Raw genomic sequence first — 21,746 nt, forward strand, 5'->3', positions numbered from 1 at the left:
TGAATTAGTGTAGGAAGACTGCCATGCGTCATCGTAATAGTAATGTAAAACTCGGCCGTACCAGCGCACACCGTAATGCTATGTTCCAAAACATGGCTGTGTCGCTGTTTGAGCATGAGCTGATTCGCACAACCTTGCCTAAAGCAAAAGAACTGCGTCGCGTGGCAGAGCCTCTGATCACGCTGGCCAAAAATGACACAGTGGCTAATCGCCGCTTGGCATTTGCCCGCACTCGCTCGAAGCAAATGGTTGGCAAATTGTTCACCGTTCTTGGTCCACGTTATAAAGAGCGTAACGGTGGCTATTTGCGTGTATTGAAAGCTGGCAACCGTCCAGGCGACAACGCACCAATGGCCTATGTTGAGCTCGTTGATCGTGCTATCGCAGGTCCAGCGACTGATGCTGAATAAGCATTAAGTTTTGGATGTGTGATTCAAAAAAGCCAGCTAACGCTGGCTTTTTTGTGTCTGAGAATTGCCATTAAAACTACTGCTGGCTTATAAGCTCAGCAGTGGCTTCAAAAAGCGTCCTGTATGCGATGCGGAGTTATTGGCGACATCTTCTGGCGTGCCCTCGGCAATGATCATACCGCCACCGTCGCCACCCTCAGGGCCAAGATCTAAAACCCAGTCAGCAGTTTTAATGACATCTAGATTGTGCTCAATCACAACGACGGTGTTGCCGGCATCGCGCAGGCGATGCAAGACGCCAAGCAGCTGTTCTATATCGTAAAAATGCAGGCCGGTAGTCGGTTCATCAAGAATGTACAGTGTGCGTCCGGTGTCACGCTTAGATAGCTCCCGCGCTAACTTCACCCGCTGAGCCTCGCCGCCAGATAGTGTGGTCGCGGCTTGGCCAAGCGTGATGTAAGAGAGTCCGACATCAATCAGTGTCTGTAGCTTTCGTGCTAGCGCTGGGATGGCGTCGAAGAACTCGCGCGCGACCTCTACCGTCATGCCTAAGACTTCGGTAATGGTTTTATTTTTGTAGCGGACATCTAGTGTTTCGCGGTTATACCGCAGGCCTTTGCAGGTATCGCAGGATACATAGACATCCGGTAGAAAATGCATTTCGACCTTAATGACTCCATCACCTTGGCAGGCCTCGCAGCGCCCACCCTTGACGTTAAATGAGAATCGACCGGGGCCATAGCCGCGTGAGCGAGCTTCCTGTGTGCCGGCAAATAGCTCACGAATCGGCGTGAACAGGCCGGTATACGTCGCTGGATTAGAGCGCGGAGTTCTGCCAATAGGGCTTTGATCGATATCGACGACTTTGTCGAGCAGCTCTATGCCTTCAATCGCATCATGTTCCGCAGGATTTCGTTCGCCAGCACCGTTGAGCTTGGTAGCAGCAATTGGAAATAGCGTGCCGTTGATCAACGTTGATTTGCCAGATCCGGACACGCCTGTGATGCAAGTCATAAGACCGAGTGGAATGGCGGCAGTTACGTTTTTTAGGTTATTGCCACGCGCACCTACGATGCGGAGCTGTGCTTGAGCATCCGGTGTGTGACGCTTAGCGGGTATTTCGATGCGACGGCGACCAGATAGGTAGTCGCCAGTCACCGACTCGGTGCAGTTGATGATGTCGTCGACGTTGCCGCTGGCGATGATTTGCCCGCCATGTGCACCTGCGCCTGGGCCAATATCAATTACAAAGTCGGCCGCACGAATGGCGTCTTCGTCATGCTCAACCACTAATACGCTATTACCGAGGTCACGAAGATGGATCAGCGTGCTAAGTAGGCGCTCGTTGTCTCGCTGATGCAGACCAATCGATGGCTCATCGAGCACATACATGACGCCGACTAAGCCTGCACCGATCTGTGACGCTAAGCGAATGCGCTGAGCTTCGCCGCCAGACAGCGTATCGGCCGAGCGATTAAGGCTGAGATAGTCTAGGCCGACATTGACCAAGAATTGCAGGCGGTCGCGAATTTCTTTAAGTATCTTCTCGGCGATTTGGCCTTTTGCACCCGGCAATTTCAGATCGTGAAAATAGGCATTGGCTTTGGCGATAGGCAGGCGCGAAACCATTGGCAAGTTAGTTTCGCCAACAAAGACATGCCGAGACTCTAGGCGCAGTCGTGAGCCTTCGCAGTCGCTACAGGATGCTGAATTAAGGAACTGGGACAGGTCTTCGCGGACGCTTGCAGAGTCGGTTTCGCGATAGCGTCGTTCAAGGTTAGTGAGAATGCCTTCAAAGGGGTGGGCGCGTTGTACTTGCCGTCCACGATCGCCAAGGTATGTGAAGTTAATGTCTTCTTTGTCTGAGCCACTTAATAGTGATTTTTTAATCTTCGCGTTGAGCTCTTCCCACGGCGTATCGAGGCTGAACTGATAATGCTCAGCAAGTGATTCGAGCATGGCGTAATAATAAAAATTGCGCCTATCCCAACCGCGAATAGCACCTTGCGATAGAGAAAGCTCAGGGTGCGCAATCAAGCGACGCTCATCGAAGTATTGCTTAACGCCAAGGCCATCACAGCTTTGGCAGGCGCCGGCTGGGTTGTTGAATGAAAATAGGCGCGGCTCTAACTCGGCAATGGCGTAGCCACAATGAGCACAGCTAAAGCGTGCAGAGAACACCATCTCAGCGCCGTCTTCGTTCATCGGCACAACCCAGGCGACACCATCAGCAATGCGCAGGGCGGTCTCGAACGATTCTGCCAGCCGTAACTGCAGATCGGCTCGCACTTTAAAGCGGTCAACCACGACTTCAATATTGTGCTTTTTCTGTTTATCTAGCGCTGGAGCTTCATCAAGATCGACAACGATGCCGTTGATGCGAGCGCGAACAAAACCTTCAGCACGGAGCTTATCAAAGACATGCAAGTGCTCGCCTTTACGCTCACGCACGATCGGCGCTAAGAGCATGAGCGCAGTGCCTTCAGGTATCTCAAGCACGTGATCAACCATTTGGCTGACCGTTTGTGCTGCTAGCTCAACATTATGCTCTGGGCAGCGTGGCGTGCCTGCGCGGGCAAATAATAGGCGCAGGTAGTCGTGAATCTCGGTAATGGTGCCGACCGTTGAGCGAGGATTGTGTGACGTTGATTTTTGCTCGATCGAAATGGCCGGCGATAAGCCTTCGATATGATCAACGTCGGGCTTCTCCATGAGCGATAAAAATTGCCGTGCATAGGCCGAAAGTGACTCGACATAGCGACGCTGGCCCTCAGCGTAAAGCGTATCGAAAGCGAGTGAAGATTTGCCTGAGCCAGACAGCCCTGTAATGACGACGAATTTATCGCGAGGGATGTCGACATCAATATTTTTCAGGTTGTGCGTACGTGCGCCACGTACCTTAATGCTATTCATGCTGAAGCCTAGAAAAAATCAATGTTCCAGTATACGCAAAAGCGGCGCCCATCCGCAGGCTAATGCGCTAGATCAAATGCTAGACAAGATAAAAATCCAGCACTGTGCCGTGAGCAAGTCAGTGCTAGAATCATGCCCCCAGATTTTCGTTGTCAGACCAATATGTCCGCAATGACCACCGGTGAGCGTCACGCCGTATTCTCACTAGCCACGATTTTCTCACTGCGCATGGTCGGTCTTTTCATGATCTTGCCGGTGTTTTCGGTATATGGCGCCTCGTTAGATGGCGCAACACCACTATTGATAGGTCTTGCTGTCGGTAGTTACGGGCTAGCACAGCTGATGCTGCAAATTCCCTTCGGCTTATGGGCTGACCGTTTCGATCGAAAAAAGCTCATCCTCATCGGCTTATTACTGTTTGTCATTGGCGGCGCTGTGGCGGCGCAAGCGACGAGTATTTGGTGGGTCATTATTGGCCGATTTTTGCAAGGCGCAGGCGCAATTTCAGCTGTAGTGATGGCGCTACTGTCGGACTTGGTGCGTGATGAGCATCGTACGCGCGCGATGGCGGTAGTGGGCATGAGTATTGGTATTTCCTTCGCCATTGCCTTTGTATTAGGGCCTTGGGTAGCCGATATTTTTGGCTTGTCTGGGCTGTTTTGGGTAACCACTATCATGGGTGTTGCCGCCATGCTGCTCTGTGTTTGGCGGGTGCCGCGTGCTCGTCAAGCCCAGCGCCAGCTGCCGCCACACTACATGACGCATTTGCGTGAAATGCTCGCAGTACCTGAGTTGCGTCGATTAAATATAGGTATTTTTACACTGCACTTGGTGATGACTGCTTGCTTTGTGTCGTTGCCACCATTACTAGTTGCGGCGGGATTGCCCGTGAGTCAGCACGGCTGGCTGTATTTGCCGGTGATGTTGATTGCTTTTATTGCGCTGATCCCTGCGGTGATTATTGCTGAGAAAAAGCACCGCATGCGGGAGGTTTATTTGAGTGCCGTGGTGCTGCTATTTGTCGCCATGATTGCCTTGGCATTTGCGCATAAAGGACTGGTTGCTCTCATTATTTCGGTGGCGCTATTTTTCTTCGCATTTAATCTGCTTGAAGCACTACTTCCGTCGTTGGTGAGCAAAATCAGCCCCGCTGGCGGCAAAGGTACGGCGATGGGTATTTACAGTACATCGCAGTTTTTAGGTGCATTTTTGGGCGGCGTTACCGGCGGAGCGTTGCATCAATGGCAGCAGGGCGGCGGGCTATTCTTAGTACTGGCAGTCGCGACGATGTTTTGGCTATGGCGTGCCTACTCCATGGCACAGCCAGCCTATTTGCATAGCGTAATACTGCAACCAGAGGGTGAGGGTCGTGGCCAGGTTGGTGAGGCAAGTCCAGGTATAGGGCAGTTACTGAGCGAACAAGCATTGTCGGATATTCGTGCGCTTGCTGGCGTAGAGGAGCTTGTCGTGCTTCCCGATGATGCGCTGATTTATTTGAAAGTTGATAAGCTGCACTGGCAGCCAGAATCGCTGACGCCATGGCCAGTAAGAATAATTGCCACATAAGGTGGCGAAGCCTAGGTCACTGGTCTACATTAGTTTTAACAAAATAGCGTTTAGGAGAGAGCCATGCGTGGTGTAAATAAGGTCATTTTGGTGGGTAATTTAGGGCGCGATCCCGAGGTACGTTATTTGCCGTCAGGTGGTGCCGTGGCCAATATCACTGTCGCTACCAGCGAGGCTTGGAAGGATAAAAATACCGGCGCTATGCAAGAGCAAACTGAATGGCATCGTGTGGTTTTTTACGGGCGTTTAGCTGAAGTTGCTGGCGAGTACTTGCGCAAGGGCTCTAAGGTTTATCTAGAAGGCAGTCTGCACACACGTAAGTGGCAGGACAAGGCGACAGGCCAAGACAAGTACGCAACCGAAATTAAAGCGATGGCTATGCAAATGCTAGATGGCAAGGGCGGCAATTCATCGAGCTCAGATGATGGTAATGCACCATCGTATGATGACTATGATGGTGGTGGTTCGTCGCAAGCCAAGGCTCCAGCAGCTCGGCCATCGTCGCCGCGCCCAAGCCCGTCTGCGCCGCCGCGAGCCGCCGCGCCGGCAGCAATGGAAGATTTCGATGACGACATCCCGTTCTAGCGCTTTCCCGCGCTTCGTAAGTGAATCGACGCCCCTTTGACGGGGCGTTCGTTTTTGTAACAGGGCATCGTAGAGTGCGGCAAAGCGAGAAATTTCACGCTATGATGTCGCCACTATAAGAGTTACGTCTTGTTTGTTATTTGCTCTGCTAGATGACAGCAAGACCGCGATGTCTGTTGAGGTCTCTTTGAAGCGTTTTGCCTTCGTTTGTCTATTGCTCTTGGTATTTGGCTTTTCAGTCCTATATCACGCGCCCGCTCGCCTGCTTGCGCCTCTAATGCAGCCCACTATTGGCGTCAGTAATTGGGGCGGCACGTTGTTTAACGGTCAAATGCTGGGTGCCTATAGCCAAAAGCCATTCTTCATTACTTGGCAATGGCGAGCCGCGGAAGTCTTACGCTTGCGCTTAAGCGCCAATGCCAGCGTTGCCGGACCTTTTGATGCGGTGCTAGCGGCATCGAAAAGCCCCTTAGGCTGGCAAATGGATTTGACTGATTTGCGCTTGCCTGCCGGTCAAAGTGTTTTCTTAGGTCCTGGTACAGCTATCCCTGCCTGGAAAAGTCCATCCTTAGTAATTGCTCGCTCTAGCGATGGTTATTGGACTCAGGCCGAAGGTTCGCTACTAACAGCTGGCGGCATGCTGCGTTTAAATTTGCAGGGCCAAGTGCAGGAAATTAACCTGCCGAGCTCGGCGCTTAATTGGACTATCAAAGACGGTAACTTGGTCGGCGATTTACGCCAACGCGAGGGCAATATGGCCTTGGCGACGCTGACGCTGACTCATGACAATCGCATTCAATGGCAGATTCGTGATCGTTTACTGCGCTTAAAGCCGACCTATAGCAGCACTAATAGTCCCGACCTGATTGTTTTGACTGTGGCTGAGCCATTATGACGGCGGCCTATTCACTGTGGCATGATGCCGACACTATTGAGCTAGCCATAAATGAGGGCCTAGAACATGCGTGATCGCTTTACGCAGCTCTGGGAGCAGCGCCGTACACAGCATCCAGCCACTGTGATTATCGTCATTGCTGCGGTATGGCTAGCGTGGTTGTTGGCGAAGTATCTATGGCTGATTTTTTCCGGCGTATCAGCGCCTTTGGTGGCGCCAGATTTGTCGCTGTCTTTGCGCGTGCCGCCAACGGTCGATGCTCGGCGCATTGGCACAATGTTCGGTGAGCAAGAAGCGGCACAATCAGCGGTGGCTGACACCACTTTACAGCTTCGCCTTGATGGCCTCTTAGAGAGCCAGAATGCAGAGTTGTCGCGCGCATTTATATCCGAGCGCGGTAAGGGTAGCCCTGAAATATATCGCCCCGGTGACGAAGTGCCTGGTGGCGCTAAAATTGATCGTATCGAAGATAGCACCGTGGTTTTGCTCCGCGCTGGTCGCGAAGAGATTTTGCGCTTCGATCTGCCTAGCCAAACTGGCGCTACCACGGCAGCAGTAGTGCCGAATGCAGCCGTGGCACGAGCCGCGCAAGCGCGCAACGTGTTGAGCAATTTGGCCGAGCGCTTAGCTAACTCACCAATGACGGCTTTGCGTCAGATGGGTATGCGCCGCACATCTCAGGGCTATATTGTTAGCATCACGGCGCCAAAAGAAATGCTGACTCGCTTTGGCTTAAAGCCTGGCGATCGTGTTGTCAGCATCAATGGCCAAACTGTTGGCAAAGATGTTGAGGCCGACCAGAAAGTCCTTGGCCAATTACAAGAATCCGGTAACGCGCGTGTCGAAGTACAGCGCGGCACTCAGACACTCACGTTAGAACAAAGGCTCTAAGCCCTATGAAAAAACCCGTCTTTAAAACACTCGCCTTGTGCATGATGCTGGTCACCAGCCATGCGGCCTTTGCCGAAAAAACTTGGAAGATCAACCTGAAGGATGCCGATATTTCTGCACTCGTTAGCGAGATGGCTGAGATTACCGGCAAAAACTTTGTGGTTGATCCGCGCCTTAAAGGCAATGTCACGGTGATCTCCACTCGCGAAATGTCGGCCAGCGAGCTCTACGAGTTATTTCAAAGTGTTTTGAGCATCAATGGTTTTGCTGCCGTGCCTAGCGGGCCGGTGGTGAAGATTTTGCCAGATACCAATGCTCGTCAATCAGGCATTCGTGTTGATAGCGGTAGCTATCGCGATGGCGAAGAGCTAGTCACTCGAGTGGTGATCTTGCAGCAGGCTAATGCCACCGAATTGCTGGCGGCCCTTCGTCCCATGATGCCGCAGTTTGCCCACATGGCCTCAGTGCCGGGCAATAACGCCTTGGTGATTTCCGATCGTGCTAGCAACGTCGAAGCCATGGTTGCGATTATTCGTGACTTAGATGATGGCGAAAAAGACGATGCAATTGAGATCATCCCCGTCAAAAATGGTAAGGCATCTGATCTGCTCAATATTCTTGAAACCATGGAGTCTGGCGCGCCGGCTGTTATGAAAAATGGCGGCCAGTCTGGCAAAGTACGCTTAGTGGTAGACGAGCGCACCAATCGCTTGCTGGTTCGTGGTGATCGCGCCCTGCGTGACCGCGTGCGTGCGGTTATTCAGAGTCTAGACTCCGCACCAGACATGAATGATGACCAAGTAAAGGTCTATCGCTTGAAGTTCGCTAGCGCGCGCCAAGTGGCTGAGGTGTTGAAAGGCGTACTGACTACCGATAGCAAAAAATCTTCATCTTCCTCGACCGTGTCAACAGCCTCTGGCAGCAGCGGCAGTGACAGCAGCAGTTCACCTCGCAGCGGTGCATCAACGACGACCATCACCGTAGAAGGCGCTAGCCTGATTGCCGATGAGACGCAAAATGCACTGATCGTTCGAGCCAAGCCGACACAGTTGCGCCAAATTGAGTCAGTGCTTGATGACCTAGATAAGCGTCGTGCGCAGGTGCTAATTCAGGCTGCTATTGTTGAAGTCTCTGGTAGTAACGCTGAGCAGCTTGGCGTGCAGTGGGCTGCAGGCAACCCGCAGGCTGGCGTTGGTTTGGTCAACTTTAATAATGCGGGTGCTAGCGTAACAAGCTTGGCAACCGCCTTTGCAACAAATGACTTCACTCAGGCCGGCCTAGGTAATGGCGCCGCGTTTGGTTTGGGTACGTCGAAAACCAATTCCAATGGCGATCGCTCATTTTATGGTGCGCTCATCCAAGCATTGAGCTCGGTAACGGATGCTAACTTGCTGTCGACACCAAGTATCATGACGTTGGACAACCAAGAAGCGAAAATTGTGGTTGGTCAAAACGTTCCGTTTATTACTGGCTCGACCGGCACCAGCGGCTCGGGCGTTAGCAACCCATTCACTACGATTGAGCGCCAAGACGTTGGTATCACACTGAAAGTGACGCCGACCATTACCGATGGCGGCACCGTACGTTTAGATGTCCAGCAGGAGGTGTCATCGGTCGTGCCTTCGGTAGATGGTATTAATTCCTCAGATATTATTACCAATAAGCGCTCAATCGAGACGTCGATTCTAGCTGACGATGGCCAAACCATTGTGCTCGGTGGCTTGGTGCAGGATGACGTGACCAAGTCGGTTAGCAAAGTGCCATATTTGGGCGATATCCCAGGCATTGGCTTTCTGTTCCGCTCAACCAGCGACACTCGCACCAAGCGTAATCTATTAGTGTTCCTGCAGCCGACGATCGTTCGCAGCAGCATACAGGCCGCAACTATTTCGCAGCGTCAATACGGTGCCGTGCGTCGCGTTGACTTAGGCTTAGATGCCGATGGCCGCTTAACCAAGCTACCACCAAATATCCAAGATATTTATCAAGGTGGCACTCAGCGCGATGGCGATAAAAAGGATGCGGATGCGCCAACATTAGTGCCAATTCCTGCACCAGCAGCGAAGCCGGCGCCAGTTATTGCGCCAGTGGTGAAAGAGCCAGCAATTCGCACCATTCCCGCGTCGCCTCGTGCTGCGCTGGAAGAGCCTTCGGTATATAGCGCTGATCTTGCCGAGCCAATTGAGTCGACGCCGATGCCCAACAATGCAACGGTGATTCAGCGCGTACCGGCTCCCGTAAAGTCTGCTCCTGCAGCCTCGCAGACTCGGGCATATCAGCCGCCGATGGTGCCACCAGCAACGCAAGCACGTCCATTTGTATCAGATCGCGACCCTGTGCTTTCAGAACCCACAGAGCCGCGTTTTGAACGTGCACCAGCTGCTGCATCACCTGCGTCATCGAGCAATAGCTTTGAGCCGCCACGTGAAATTCGCACGAAAAGTGGCAATGTCTACAGGCCATTAGGTGATACCTCGCCGGCTCCAACAAATGCTCCTGCGGCGCCTGCGCCACGAGCTGAGTTTGTGCCAGCGCCGTCTGCTAAGCCTTACGTTGCCCCGGCATCTTCGGCGTCAGCTCCCGCCGCAGAGCCAGCTGAGAGCACAAGCGGCAAGCGTGAGATTCGCACTAAAAGCGGTAATGTTTATTACATCGATGAGTGAGGTTTAGCTCCCTAACAAAGCTAGGCACTGATGCAAAGCTGCCTAGCTTTGTGACGCTGTTATTGTTTCAAGACCGGCGCTTCACCAGCCAATGCTTCGGCCACTAATTTCTCCGCAAATGGCCGCATGGCAAGCTCAGCGCGAATCTCGCGCAAATTCCAGTAATGCCCACCGATAGCACGATTGATCATGACTTGCTCAGGCACCGGCTGAAATGCTCGCCATTGTGGCAGCGCTTCGCGGCTTAGCTTCATGGCAATTTCTGCGAGCGGAAACTCTGCATATTTCACCAGTTTATTGTCGATACTGGCTTGAGCTAAGCGTATCCATGGCGCGTAAAAATCACTGCCCAAGTGCGGTGTATGCTCGGTATTGCGCGCGCCCATAGCAATCAGGCCTTGTTCGAGTAGCTGCGCATCGCCAGCAAAAGCGGCTTGAGTGATGGCAGCATAGCGCTGCACACCAGCGTGACTCATGGTTTTCACTGAGCCGAAATCGTAAATCACCACACTGCCATCGGGGCGAGCGGCAAAGTTGCCAGGATGCGGGTCGCAATGCACAGTTTTCAGCACAAAAAGCTGGCGGGCGATGGTGCGAAATAGGCGCTCGCCCAAGATGTTTCGTATCGCTTGATCATAGCGCTCGTCGAGTTGAGCGAAGTGGTCGCCAGGCTCGTAGATCAGCGTTAGTACTCGGCGTGTGCTGAGTTCCACTAGCACTTCGGGAACGATAACTTGAGCATCATCACTGTGAAACTCGCGGAAGCGTTGCAGCGTAGAAGCTTCGAGAAAATAATCGAGCTCGTCGTTTAGGCTTTGGCGAATTTCTTCAAATATAGCATCGAGTAGATCGCCTTTGACCGGTAGCACTCGGGCGATTTTAAAGGCCATGCGCAGCTGACCAAGATCGGCCTTGATGCTGGCATCAACATCGGGATACTGCACCTTCACCACGACCTCACGGCCATCTAGCGTGCGTGCGCGATGCACTTGAGCAATCGATGCGCTAGCTAAAGCAGTTTCATCGAAATGACTGAAGTGTTGGCGCCAGTCGCTACCAAAAGCCTCAATCAGCCGGGCCTCGATTTCATTGAAAGGCCGAGGCGGGGCTTGGTTTTGCAGGCTGCTTAAGGCCTCAATCAGTTCTGGCGGCAAGACATCGCGGTATTGCGAAATGATTTGCCCGACCTTCATCACCGCACCTTTCATCGAGCCGAGTGTGCCAGCGATTTCTTTGCCTATGCGCGTATAAAGCTCGGCGTCTGCAGCGCTGCGGTCGATGTCTTTTTGCCATAGGCGTTGCCAGCGATCACGAGCAACATCGCCACCGATGCGCGCGGTCATGCCAGCGAGGCTGAGTAAGCGGGAGCCTTTTTTAGCGGATGGAGTTTTGGCCATAATGGCCTCCTAAGCTCAGGCTGAGGGCTGAGCTTAGGCTATTGCGTTAGTTGCCGCGAGTGGGCAAGTGGGCGCTCGCCACGTGTTAGCGGGATAAGTGCAGGGACATGGGGTTTGGCAGCATATCGGCAAGTTTCAGCATGCGGCCCGAAAGCTCGGGATAGGAGTCGGCGAGCACGGTGATATGGCCGAGTTTGCGGTCGGCGCGCTCAGTTTTGCCATAAAGATGCAGGTGCGCGTCGGTCACGCTAAGGATGCCAGCACTGTCTGGATGCTCTCCAATAATATTGAGCATGGCGCAGGGCTTTTCGGCGCGCGTGCAACCAAGCGGCAAGCCTGCGACAGCGCGAACATGGTTTTCAAACTGTGAGCAATGCGCGCCTTCTATGCTCCAATGCCCAGAGTTGTGCACGCGCGGCGCAGTTTCATTAGCCACTAAGCCATGACGCGTTTCAAACAATTCTAGCGTGAGCACGCCAACGTGATTAAGCGATTGCAAAATCGAGGAAATATAGCGCTCGGCGGTGAGCTGTGTGTTTTCATCTAAATGCGGCGCGGGCACTATTGAGTGACTCAAAATGCCGCGATGATGGTGGTTTTCAGCGAGCGGATAAAATTGCGTTTGGCCATCCTGAGCACGTACGGCAATGATGGAAAGTTCGCGGCGAAACTGTACAAATTCTTCGGCAATTAGCGGCACTGAGCCACCGAGTTGCTGCCAGCACAAGCTAATTTGCTCGGCTTCGCGCAAGAGGAATTGACCTTTGCCATCGTAGCCGTCAGTCACAGTTTTCACGACCAATGGCAAGCCTAATTCGGCAACCGCAGCACTAAGATCGGCTTCAGCTCGAATCTCGTGATAGCGCGCGGAGGGAATTTTTAGCTCATTAAAAAGCTGTTTTTCATTGAGCCGATTTTGCGACACAGCCAAGGACTTTACGCCAGGGAAAACTGGCTTCTGCGCAGCAATAGCTTCGACCCATGCCGTCGGGATATTTTCAAACTCATAAGTGAAAACATCGGCGGAGTCGATAAAGGCTTGCAAGCTCTCGGCGCTATAGTCGTTGTCGCCAAAGCGCTGGCCAAGCACAGCCGATGGGCAGTTCTCCGCACGATCATAGAAGCTAAATGACAAGTTCAGTGGGTAGCCGGCGAGGGCCATCATGCGGCCAAGTTGGCCACCACCGAGCACGCCGATGCGCAAGCTCATGCTTTTACTCCGGGGATGGGGTTGGCCAGAACAGTGTCGGTTTGGCGCTCGCGGAAGGCTTCGATGGCCGTCAGCAGCTTTGCGTCATGTAGCGCTAAAATTTGTGTCGCTAACAGCGCGGCGTTAATAGCGCCGGCTTTGCCGATGGCCATGGTGCCGACGGGCACGCCGCCAGGCATTTGCACGATTGAAAGCAACGAGTCTAGGCCATTAAGCGCTTGCGATTGCACGGGCACACCGAGCACTGGCAGTACCGTTTTGGCGGCACACATGCCGGGCAAATGCGCTGCGCCACCGGCACCGGCAATGATGACTTGAATGCCACGGCCAGCGGCAGCTTCGGCATAGCTGAAAAGCTTGTCGGGCGTGCGATGTGCAGAGACAACCTCGGCCTCAAAGGAGACGCCTAGATCGCGCAGCGTATTCGCGGCGTGCTCCATCGTCGACCAATCAGATTGTGAGCCCATAATGATGCCAACGAGTGGCGCGTGCGTGGTGGCGGTCATAATGGCCATCCTAAATATCGGAGATCGCGAATTGTCGAGGAATCAGTCAGACAGGGCAAGCCCGATGATCGCGGAAGCGCCGCCGATGCACAGTGTTAGTAAAAACAATAAGCCTAAAAATCGCCAGAATGGCTTGAAGCTAGTCGGCATAGGCTCACGCGCAGGCATCGATCGCTCACGCGAGGCGTTTTGCGCTACGGTAGGCTCTGGGGCATCGGATCTAGTCACGGTAAAGCTCTCCAATAATCGTACTGATAGTCAACTTTACAGGGCTTCGTGCGAATAGACATGGAACAATAGATGACGTGCTCACGCCACTTTGCGAGAATCTAAGCGCTAACCATTTTTAAGGTGACTCATGAAAGCTGTTTTGTCGATGGGCTGGCCTTTGCTGACCTTCCGTGTCGGGCCAGAAGCGCTGCCGTATGCGCCACGATTAATTCTTCCGCTAGTGTTGCTAAACCTAGCACTTAGCTTTGGCATACAGGCCTTGGCCGGCAGCGAGATGGATAAGCCGGTATTGCAACTTTCTGCGATGGCACTCGCGGCTGAAGCGCTATGGCTGGCTTTTTGCTTGCAGCGCCGCGGTTGGCAAAATCGCTGGGTGCAGAGCTACTCAGCATTGGTACTGATAGATACATGGATATCTGCGCTGGCGGTGCCAATCGCGTTGATCGTCCTGCAAGGCGGCGATGTGCTGCTTGGCGTTGCGGCGATTTTGCAGATCGCGATGACTTTGTGGAGCTTGAATGTGCGTGGCCATGTTTATGCGCAAACATTGGCAGTCTCACGCCTACGCGGCATCTTGCAGGCCATGGTGCCGATTTTGCTGGTTATGGTCGTCGCCGTTGCGCTATTTCCCGACATGCTGCCAATGCCCGAAGCGCCTGTCGCTGAGCCCGCAACCCCTGCTATGACGCCGGAGCCGTAATCCATGCACATTCATATTTTAGGCATTTGCGGCACGTTTATGGGCTCGCTGGCGGTGTTGGCGAAAGCGCTGGGCCATGAAGTCAGCGGCAGTGATACTGCCGTGTATCCGCCAATGAGCACACAGCTGCAGGCTCAGGGCATCACGCTGATGGAAGGCTATAAAGCTGAACATCTGCAGCCCGCGCCTGATCTAGTGATTATTGGTAACGCCTTGAAGCGCGGCATCGAGGCTGTGGAGTATGTGCTAGAGCAAGGTATTCCCTATACCTCGGGGCCAGCATGGTTGGCACAGCACGTACTGCAAGGCCGGCATGTAATCGGCATCGCGGGCACGCATGGCAAAACCACTACGACGACCATGGTGGCGTGGGTTTTGGAGCAAGCTGGTCTAGCTCCAGGCTTTTTGATTGGCGGTGTGCCGCAGGGCTTTGAGGCCAGCGCGCAGCTGGGTGGCGGGCGTTATTTTGTGGTGGAGGCTGACGAATACGATTCAGCCTTTTTCGATAAGCGCTCGAAGTTTGTTCATTACGCGCCACGCACGGCGGTGCTGAATAATCTTGAGTTCGATCACGCCGATATTTTTGATGACCTCGCAGCCATTCAAAAGCAGTTTCACCATTTGGTTCGGACTATTCCTGGCGGCGGTCGCATTCTATTTCCACAGGATGAGTCGGCGCTGCATGAAGTCATTGCTATGGGCTGCTGGACGCCGACGCAGACCATGGCCATTGGTCATTCGAGTGAAAAAGGAGCGCCAATTTGGCAGGCCGAACTACTTGAAGCCGATGGCTCGGCCTTTGCCATCTGGCACAACAGTCAACGTGCCGCCGAAGTGCGCTGGCCTTTGACTGGCCTGCACAATGTGCGCAATGGCATGGCGGCGATTGCTAGCGCTGAACATGTCGGCGTCAGTGTGGCTAAGGCTGCTGAGGCGCTATCGCAGTTCCCTGGCGTGAAGCGTCGCATGGAGCTGCTCGGCACGCCCGACGGCATTGCGCTTTATGATGACTTTGCGCATCACCCCACGGCCATCCGCAGCACGCTCGATGGTCTGCGTGAACGCCAAGGGGCGGCACGTATTTGGGCGATCATTGAGCCGCGCTCAAACACCATGCGTTTGGGTGCTCACAAGGTGCATTTAGCACAGTCGTCAGCGCCTGCCGATCAGGTCATTTGGTATCAGCCACCGGGCATGGATTGGGATTTGGCCGACGTAGTAGCTGCCAGCAATGGGCGAGCCAGTTTGGCGACAGATCTGGATGCGATTATTGCGAGAGTGAGCCGTGAGGCAAAAGTGGGGGACGCCATTGTGGTGATGAGCAATGGTGGCTTTGGCGGCATTCATCAGCGCTTGCTAGCGGCGCTTCAGGCGCGAGCTGGCGGTGAGCAAGGCCCTGGCAAGCATGGAGCCAGCGCATGACGCTATTGGCGGCACTTGCCGTAGCGGTAGGGGCAGCCATCGGTGCTTTATTGCGTTGGATGTTAGGCATGGGCTTTAACGCACTATGGCCAACCCTGCCCGCTGGCACATTACTAGCAAACTGGATTGGTGCTTATGCCATTGGCATTTTAGCGGCGTTATTTAGCGCGCACCCTGGCGTTTCAGACACCACACGCTTGCTCTTGATGACCGGCCTGCTAGGCGGTCTAACGACATTTTCTACGTTTTCGCTGGAGGCGGTGAGCTTATTGCAGCGTCAGCTCTGGTTGCCGGCACTGACGCACATTAGCTTGCATGTGCTGGGCTCGATTGCACTAACGCTGGCGGGGATGGCCAGCGTTAGTGCCTTGCGAGCTTAGCGCTTAAGCCTCACTTTTAGGCGTGCGACGCTTACGCATACGGATGTTGAGCATCTCAACCATTACCGAGAATGCCATTGCGCCGTAGATATAGCCTTTAGGCATGTGCTGGCCAAAGCCTTCGGCGATAAGCATGGTGCCAACCAAAACCAAGAATGCTAATGCCAACACCTTGATGGATGGATGATGGTCAACAAACTCGCCAATCGGTTTAGCGGCAAACATCATCACAATTACCGACAGGACGATGGCGATCACCATGATGCTGACATCGTCTGCCAAACCAACCGCCGTGATGACAGAGTCGAGCGAGAACACGATATCAATAATGGCAATTTGCACAATGATGGCGAAGAAGCTGGCGCCAGCTGCCGAGGCTGCGTTCGTCACTTGAACATGCGCTGACTCACCTTCAACGGTATCGAAAATCTCAGTTGCCGATTTCCAGAGTAGGAATAAGCCACCGCCAATTAAGATCAAGTCACGCCCAGTGATCGCAATGCCAGCGAGTGTCACCAATGGCTCGGTAAGACGCATAACCCAGGTGATTGACAGTAGCAGCGCAATACGCGAGACCATAGCCAAGCCTAGGCCAAAAACACGAGCTGCTTGGCGTTTTTCAGGCGCGACTTTATTGACCAAAATGGTCAGGAAAATAATATTGTCGATGCCCAGCACAATCTCTAAGAGACTGAGTGTGGCAAGGGTGATCCAAGCTTGTGGGTCAGCAATCCATTCAAACATAGCGGTTCTCAGGCAAAGTGGCAGATATAGTCTAGGGTTTCGAGCGTTTCGATTTCAAAACTGGAGTTCGCTGGCACGTCAAACGAGCTGCCGTCGCGATAATCAGTCCAAGTATCTGAGCCAGCGAGTAGAACTCGGCAATGGCCGGCGGTGATTTCCATGATCTCAGCTGCTTGTGTGGTGAAGGTAAGCGTTGAGGGCAAAATCACACCTAAAGTTTTGCGTGTGCCATCAGCCAAAATAATGGCATGACTGACACAGTGGCCATCAAAGTAGACGTTGGCTTTTGTCATCACAGTGACGTTGTCAAACTGACTCATGGGCTGCTCCGGAGCAGAACGATTGATGGTGCGGATTCTAGGGCTTCGCAGAGGAGGCGCAAAGGCCTGTCACTAAATAGTCATAAAAACTTAATCTTGCTGTCGTTGGACTATCCAGTCACTGTCATGCTCGAGCAGCAGACTGCTCGCATGAAAAAAACCAAAGAGAAGCCTAATGCAGTAAATTTCTCATTGCAGGCCGCCACTCAAGACCCTGTCATGCTCCCCAACAAGCCCTATGTGCAGATGCGTGATCAGCTTAAAACAGGTGATTTAATATTGTTTTCTGGGCGAAGCTTTGCGGCACGTCTAGTGCGTGGTTTGACTGGTAGTAGATGGTCACACGTCGGTCTCGTTGTGCGTTTGCCGGAAATGCCGCAAACGCCTTTGCTGTGGGAGGCAACGTTGGCAAGCAAGGTGCATGACATCACCGAAGGAAAGCCTTTCGATGGCGTTCAATTAGTTGCATTAGATGATCGTATCGCAAGTTATCAAGGCTTAGTGGCGGTGCGTCGCCTTCAGCATGTGCAAACGGATGCGCAGGCTCGAGCGCATTTAGAGTCACTTATTGATGAGTGGAGAGCTAAGCCCTATCGCAACTTCATTCGCCAACACATCAGTGCTTGGGTGCGCGGAGAAGAGGCGCTGTCGTTCCGCCGAGGCGGGTTTTGTAGCGAGCTCGTCGCTGAGGTTTATCGCCGCTGGTCATTACTTCCGGAAGATCGCCCGGCTCACCACTACGTCCCTCGCGACTTTGGTTGTGAGAGAGGTGTGCCACTATTGCGCGGCGGCTTATCGCCCACCTGTCTATTAACAGTCTAGTTTGTTCAATAACGCGCCTATGTAAAACTATTGCCGAGCGCTCAACGTTAATGTTGACGGAGTCTGCTAAAGCAAATTTGTAAGGCTCTGCATTCTTGATTGTGTCATCTTTTGCCTTTAACCTTCGCGGCGTCAGTGCCAGGGCGAACCAGCCACGTGCCACGCAGCAACCTGACGCTTGGAGCAGCCTTTTAATCTAGCCAAAGCCGGCGTCTAAGGGCTTTTTTCTACTCTCAAACTGAAGGAAGGTTTGTTATGCGTTTATCTGACTATTGCACCGATGCTGAATGGGCAAAAATTAAAAAAGTAGCCGACGATAAAGAGACTCCGTTTCTGGTCGTCGACCTCGACATCATCAAACAGAAGTATGAAGAGCTGACTAACTGCTTCCCGAAAGCCAAAGTGCATTACGCACTGAAAGCTAACCCGGGCCAGCCAGTGATCGATCTGCTGCGCGACCTAGGTTCTAACTTTGACTGTGCCTCGATGTTTGAGCTCAGCAAAGTGTTGGACTCGGGCGTATCGCCTGACCGCGTTAGCTACGGCAACACCATCAAAAAAGCCGCACACGTGAAATGGGCCTATGAGCAAGGCATTCGCTTATTTGCTACCGACTCGAAAGCCGATTTGCAGAACATTGCTGAGTACGCTCCGGGCTCGAAAATTTTTGTGCGCATCTTGGTAGAAGGTGGTGAGACCGCCGAATGGCCATTGTCGCGTAAGTTTGGTTGCCACCCTGATATGGCGATCGACTTGTTAGTGCAAGCGAAAAACCAAGGCTTGATCCCTTATGGCATTTCCTTCCATGTCGGCTCGCAGCAAAAAGACATCGCAGTCTGGGATGCCGCGTTGTCGAAAGTGAAGTATATGTTCGACTGGATGAAGTTCGAAGAAGGCCTCGAGTTGAAAATGATCAATATGGGCGGCGGCTTCCCTGCTAACTATATTTCCGAGGTCAACCCGATCAATATCTATGCGCAAGAAATCCTGCGCTATTTGCATGATGACTACGGCGATGAAGCTCCAGAAATCATCCTTGAGCCAGGCCGTTCACTGGTCGGTGAGTCTGGTGTGCTGGTGTCGGAAGTGGTGCTGATTTCGCGTAAGTCGCGTACCGACTTAAAGCGCTGGGTGTATACCGATGTCGGTCTTTTCCAAGGTCTGATGGAAACCATGGGCGAGTCGATCAAATACCCCATCTACACTGAAAAAATGGATGAGAGCGACAACAAAGAAGGTAGCGTAGTGCTGGCGGGTCCAACTTGCGACTCCACCGACATCATGTACGAAAATGTTGGCTATCATCTGCCCATGAGCTTGGCTCCGCGTGATCGCCTGTATTGGCTGACCACGGGCGCTTACACCAACTCATACAGTTCGGTTGAGTTCAACGGCTTCCCACCTCTGCAGACTTACTACGTTAAGTAGCTTCGTCATTTTGCTCCGATGTGTTGCGCCGTTTGGCGGCGCGCGCATCGCTAGCAAAAAGCTCTTCTAGCTCCCGTATCGACTGTTTCGCACTGGCGACCAGCTCGGCTTCATTTTGGTAGATGGCTTGCTGGCGTATCAGCAAATCCTCATCGTACTCACGAAAGCGCTTCACGCCAGCCTTGGCATCGCCCTCACTAAAGCCAATCTCTTGCAAGACATCACTAGCGAGCTCCAAGCTGCTGGCAAAAGTCTCTCGATGTATCAAGTTAACGCCAATATCCATCAAGCGGTAAGAGTGCATGCGGTCGCGTGCGCGAGCATAAATGGGCGTATTGGGGAAGTGGCGGCGTATCAGCTTGGCGGTATGCACAGACTCATCTACGTCATCGATGGCGAGCACAATAACTTTGGCTTTGGCTGCTCCCGCGGCAAGTAGTAGTGCGTGTGAATCTGGGCGGCCGTAATAGACTTTATTGCCAAATAGACGCACGAAGTCGACTTGCCGAGCGTTACTTTCTAAAGCAACAAATGGGATGTGATGCAGGCGCAGTACACGCGCAACAATTTGTCCAACGCGGCCAAAGCCAGCAATTAGGACTTCATGCTTATTGTCATTGGGCACTTCATCGTAGCTACGCTCTTGTTGCACTCCCCATCGGGGCTCAAGCACGTGCTCCAAAAGCAAGAAGCCGATTGGCGTCATGGCCATGGAGAGCGTGACCGCAAGCACTAGCATTTCACCCAGGTGTCGGTCGAGCAGACCGGCTGTTACGGCAGTAGTGAAAACAATAAAGGCAAATTCGCCGCCCTGTGGCAGTGTGACGGCAAGACGAATTGCGGCTTTGTTGTCGCTGCCATTGAGTCTAGCCAAGAGCCAAAGAATGGCGCCTTTGAGCAGAACTAATGCTGCGGCACCGAGCACAATGACGACCGCCTCTCGGCCCAGCAATGGCAGATTGGCCGTCATGCCAACCGTCATGAAGAAGAGCCCAAGCAGCAAGCCTTTGAATGGCTGGATTTGAGCCTCTAGTTCATGACGGTATTCGCTATCGGCGAGTAAAACGCCGGCAACAAACGCGCCTAACGATGCCGATAAGTGGATTTCGGTCATCAGCCATGTCATGCCCACGATGATGAATAGTCCCATGCCGGTGAATAGCTCGGGCGTTTCGCTATTTGCAATGAAGCGAAAAATGGGTCGAACCAGAAATCGGCTGGCGAAAAACAGCGCAGAAAATACCGCGACGACAGGCACTAGCTGAGGGCTGTTAATCATCTCGGCAGCATCACCAGAAAGCATGGGAATGATAGCGAGCAGAGGGATTACTGCCATGTCTTGAAACAGCAAAATAGCAAAGGCTTGGCGGCCGTGTTGGGCGCTGAGTTGGTTTTTTTCAGCGAGTAATTGCAGGGCAAACGCCGTTGAAGACATGGCTAAACCTGCACCGATGACTGCGCTAACAATCGGGCTTAGGCCCATCAGCCAGCAAACCAGCGCGATAGCGCTGCCGGTGAGCAGCACTTGTGCGCTACCAAGGCCAAATACCGAGCGCCGTAAAACCCAGAGCCGGCTGGGCTCAAGCTCAATGCCGATCAAAAACAGCAGCATGGCGATGCCGAAATCAGCAATTTCTATGACGCCGTTGGTGTCATGAATGATGCCGATGATATGCGGGCCGATGAGCATGCCAGCGATCATATAGCCGATAACCGAGGGCAGGCCTAGTCGGCGTGAAAGTGGCACGATGATAAGTGCGGCGGCGAGAAGCCAGATAATTGATGACGCTGCGTGCATGGCGGCCCTAAGTTCAAAAAAACTATTATCTTTTTACCATATTAGACCACTGTCACTGCGCAAATCGTCTGAGCGGTCGGCGAAGGCTGCACGAAAGTGCTGTAAGCGGGCTATAATACGCGCGTTTTTCGCCCATTCGAGACCGCCTGCTATGAGCTACGCCCAAATCCCCGCTGGTAAAGACTTGCCCAATGATATCTACGTCGTCATTGAGATCCCTGCCAATTACGCGCCCATCAAATATGAGATCGATAAAGACGCAGATGCGCTATTTGTCGACCGCTTTATCGGCACCGCAATGTTTTACCCAGCGAACTACGGCTATATTCCTAACACGCTATCGGAAGATGGCGATCCGCTAGATGTATTGGTAGTGACTCCACATCCCGTCGTGCCCGGCGCTGTTATACGTGCTCGCCCAGTAGGCATGCTGATGATGGAAGATGAGTCGGGCATCGATGCGAAATTGATCGCTGTGCCGCACGACAAGTTGTCACCACTTTATAAAGAAGTGAAAGAGCACAGTGATCTGCCTGAGCTTTTACTGCGCCAGATCGAGCATTTCTTTACCCATTACAAAGATTTAGAAGCTGGTAAGTGGGTGAAAATCATGGGCTGGGAAAATGCTGATGCCGCCCGTGCTGAGATCATGAAGTCGCTAGCTGCTGCTAAATAAGCTTCGCTTGCATGGCTGAGCGTTAAGCGCTTGGTCAACAAAAGCCTGTCACATGGTGTTTGGCCAGTGACGGGCTTTTTTGTGAACAATGAGTCACAAATTATTCGCTATAGTGGTAAGATTGTCCGACAATATTTGCGTTCATTTTCTAGGCACTTCCCTATGATGGCTACCAAGGAGATCGGCCGG

General features: G+C 53.0%; 20 protein-coding genes. 12 read left to right on the forward strand and 8 right to left on the reverse strand.

The genetic code is table 11. The annotated features are described in order from the left end of the window. Nucleotides 1-23: 23 nt before the first annotated feature. A complete protein-coding gene (gene rplQ / locus ACFQ0F_RS11290; RefSeq protein WP_340674999.1) occupies nt 24-410 on the forward strand; it encodes a 50S ribosomal protein L17 in 387 nt (128 codons plus the stop codon). Nucleotides 411-497: 87 nt separating this feature from the next. Here the strand turns inward: rplQ and uvrA are convergent, their stop codons facing one another. After that, on the reverse strand, nt 498-3,323 hold the full coding sequence (gene uvrA, locus ACFQ0F_RS11295; protein WP_379072270.1) for an excinuclease ABC subunit UvrA: 2,826 nt from the start codon (nt 3,321-3,323) through the stop codon (nt 498-500). A gap of 171 nt (nt 3,324-3,494) precedes the next feature. On the opposite strand from uvrA, the gene ACFQ0F_RS11300 reads away from it, so the two are divergent. The 5 genes from ACFQ0F_RS11300 to gspD all read left to right on the forward strand — a co-directional run bounded on the left by ACFQ0F_RS11300 (nt 3,495) and on the right by gspD (nt 9,923). Then, the gene (locus ACFQ0F_RS11300; RefSeq protein WP_449304935.1) at nt 3,495-4,889 is read left to right on the forward strand and encodes an MFS transporter; all 1,395 of its coding nucleotides are present in this window, start codon (nt 3,495-3,497) and stop codon (nt 4,887-4,889) included. A 63-nt stretch (nt 4,890-4,952) separates the two neighbouring features. Then, nucleotides 4,953-5,474, forward strand: coding sequence for a single-stranded DNA-binding protein (gene ssb, locus ACFQ0F_RS11305; protein ID WP_379072276.1), 522 nt, complete (start codon nt 4,953-4,955; stop codon nt 5,472-5,474). Nucleotides 5,475-5,607: 133 nt separating this feature from the next. Next, nucleotides 5,608-6,369 carry a hypothetical protein gene (locus tag ACFQ0F_RS11310; RefSeq protein WP_379072279.1) on the forward strand — a complete coding sequence of 254 codons (762 nt, stop codon included), beginning with the start codon at nt 5,608-5,610 and terminating at the stop codon, nt 6,367-6,369. A 66-nt stretch (nt 6,370-6,435) separates the two neighbouring features. Further along, nucleotides 6,436-7,260 carry a type II secretion system protein N gene (locus tag ACFQ0F_RS11315; protein WP_379072281.1) on the forward strand — a complete coding sequence of 275 codons (825 nt, stop codon included), beginning with the start codon at nt 6,436-6,438 and terminating at the stop codon, nt 7,258-7,260. Between the two features lie 5 nt (nt 7,261-7,265). After that, complete coding sequence (gene gspD / locus ACFQ0F_RS11320; RefSeq protein ID WP_379072284.1) at nt 7,266-9,923, forward strand: type II secretion system secretin GspD; 2,658 nt, start codon at nt 7,266-7,268, stop codon at nt 9,921-9,923. 59 nt (nt 9,924-9,982) lie between these two features. On the opposite strand, the gene ACFQ0F_RS11325 is transcribed toward gspD, so the two are convergent. From ACFQ0F_RS11325 to ACFQ0F_RS11340, 4 genes are all read right to left on the reverse strand, one after another. Continuing rightward, the gene (locus ACFQ0F_RS11325) at nt 9,983-11,320 is read right to left on the reverse strand and encodes an ABC1 kinase family protein (RefSeq protein ID WP_379072287.1); all 1,338 of its coding nucleotides are present in this window, start codon (nt 11,318-11,320) and stop codon (nt 9,983-9,985) included. An 85-nt stretch (nt 11,321-11,405) separates the two neighbouring features. Next, nucleotides 11,406-12,530: a 5-(carboxyamino)imidazole ribonucleotide synthase gene (locus ACFQ0F_RS11330; RefSeq protein ID WP_340674494.1), complete on the reverse strand. Its 1,125-nt coding sequence runs from the start codon at nt 12,528-12,530 to the stop codon at nt 11,406-11,408. Next, on the reverse strand, nt 12,527-13,045 hold the full coding sequence (gene purE / locus ACFQ0F_RS11335) for a 5-(carboxyamino)imidazole ribonucleotide mutase (RefSeq protein WP_379072290.1): 519 nt from the start codon (nt 13,043-13,045) through the stop codon (nt 12,527-12,529). The genes ACFQ0F_RS11330 and purE overlap by 4 nt, the downstream gene beginning before the upstream one ends. A 33-nt stretch (nt 13,046-13,078) precedes the next feature. Further along, entirely contained in the window at nt 13,079-13,264 is a 186-nt protein-coding gene (locus ACFQ0F_RS11340) for a hypothetical protein (RefSeq protein WP_379072293.1), read from the reverse strand. 130 nt (nt 13,265-13,394) lie between these two features. Here ACFQ0F_RS11340 and ACFQ0F_RS11345 point away from each other — a divergent pair, with 130 nt between their 5' ends. Genes ACFQ0F_RS11345 through crcB form a run of 3 tightly spaced genes read left to right on the forward strand, consistent with a single transcriptional unit; the run spans nt 13,395 to nt 15,769 of the window. Then, the gene (locus tag ACFQ0F_RS11345; protein ID WP_340674491.1) at nt 13,395-13,967 is read left to right on the forward strand and encodes a hypothetical protein; all 573 of its coding nucleotides are present in this window, start codon (nt 13,395-13,397) and stop codon (nt 13,965-13,967) included. 3 nt (nt 13,968-13,970) lie between these two features. Next, on the forward strand, nt 13,971-15,389 hold the full coding sequence (gene mpl / locus ACFQ0F_RS11350) for a UDP-N-acetylmuramate:L-alanyl-gamma-D-glutamyl-meso-diaminopimelate ligase (RefSeq protein ID WP_379072296.1): 1,419 nt from the start codon (nt 13,971-13,973) through the stop codon (nt 15,387-15,389). Then, nucleotides 15,386-15,769 (forward strand): fluoride efflux transporter CrcB, encoded by a 384-nt coding sequence (gene crcB / locus ACFQ0F_RS11355; RefSeq protein WP_379072299.1) that lies wholly within the window; start codon nt 15,386-15,388, stop codon nt 15,767-15,769. The genes mpl and crcB overlap by 4 nt, the downstream gene beginning before the upstream one ends. A gap of 3 nt (nt 15,770-15,772) precedes the next feature. Here the strand turns inward: crcB and ACFQ0F_RS11360 are convergent, their stop codons facing one another. Then, nucleotides 15,773-16,513, reverse strand: a complete 741-nt coding sequence (locus tag ACFQ0F_RS11360; protein WP_379072302.1) for a TerC family protein — start codon at nt 16,511-16,513, stop codon at nt 15,773-15,775. Between the two features lie 8 nt (nt 16,514-16,521). Next, on the reverse strand, nt 16,522-16,833 hold the full coding sequence (gene ppnP, locus ACFQ0F_RS11365) for a pyrimidine/purine nucleoside phosphorylase (protein WP_379072304.1): 312 nt from the start codon (nt 16,831-16,833) through the stop codon (nt 16,522-16,524). A gap of 150 nt (nt 16,834-16,983) precedes the next feature. On the opposite strand from ppnP, the gene ACFQ0F_RS11370 reads away from it, so the two are divergent. Continuing rightward, a complete protein-coding gene (locus ACFQ0F_RS11370) occupies nt 16,984-17,655 on the forward strand; it encodes a hypothetical protein (protein WP_379072307.1) in 672 nt (223 codons plus the stop codon). Nucleotides 17,656-17,910: 255 nt separating this feature from the next. Next, nucleotides 17,911-19,083, forward strand: coding sequence for a type III PLP-dependent enzyme (locus ACFQ0F_RS11375; RefSeq protein ID WP_340674485.1), 1,173 nt, complete (start codon nt 17,911-17,913; stop codon nt 19,081-19,083). Here the strand turns inward: ACFQ0F_RS11375 and ACFQ0F_RS11380 are convergent. Continuing rightward, nucleotides 19,076-20,881, reverse strand: a complete 1,806-nt coding sequence (locus ACFQ0F_RS11380; RefSeq protein ID WP_340674484.1) for a monovalent cation:proton antiporter-2 (CPA2) family protein — start codon at nt 20,879-20,881, stop codon at nt 19,076-19,078. The genes ACFQ0F_RS11375 and ACFQ0F_RS11380 overlap by 8 nt on opposite strands. A 151-nt stretch (nt 20,882-21,032) precedes the next feature. On the opposite strand from ACFQ0F_RS11380, the gene ppa reads away from it, so the two are divergent. Further along, nucleotides 21,033-21,557 carry an inorganic diphosphatase gene (gene ppa / locus ACFQ0F_RS11385; RefSeq protein ID WP_340674483.1) on the forward strand — a complete coding sequence of 175 codons (525 nt, stop codon included), beginning with the start codon at nt 21,033-21,035 and terminating at the stop codon, nt 21,555-21,557. Nucleotides 21,558-21,746: the final 189 nt, after the last annotated feature.

This window comes from Paraperlucidibaca wandonensis, assembly GCF_042677145.1.
GTDB classification, from domain to species: Bacteria; Pseudomonadota; Gammaproteobacteria; order Pseudomonadales; family Moraxellaceae; genus Perlucidibaca; species Perlucidibaca wandonensis.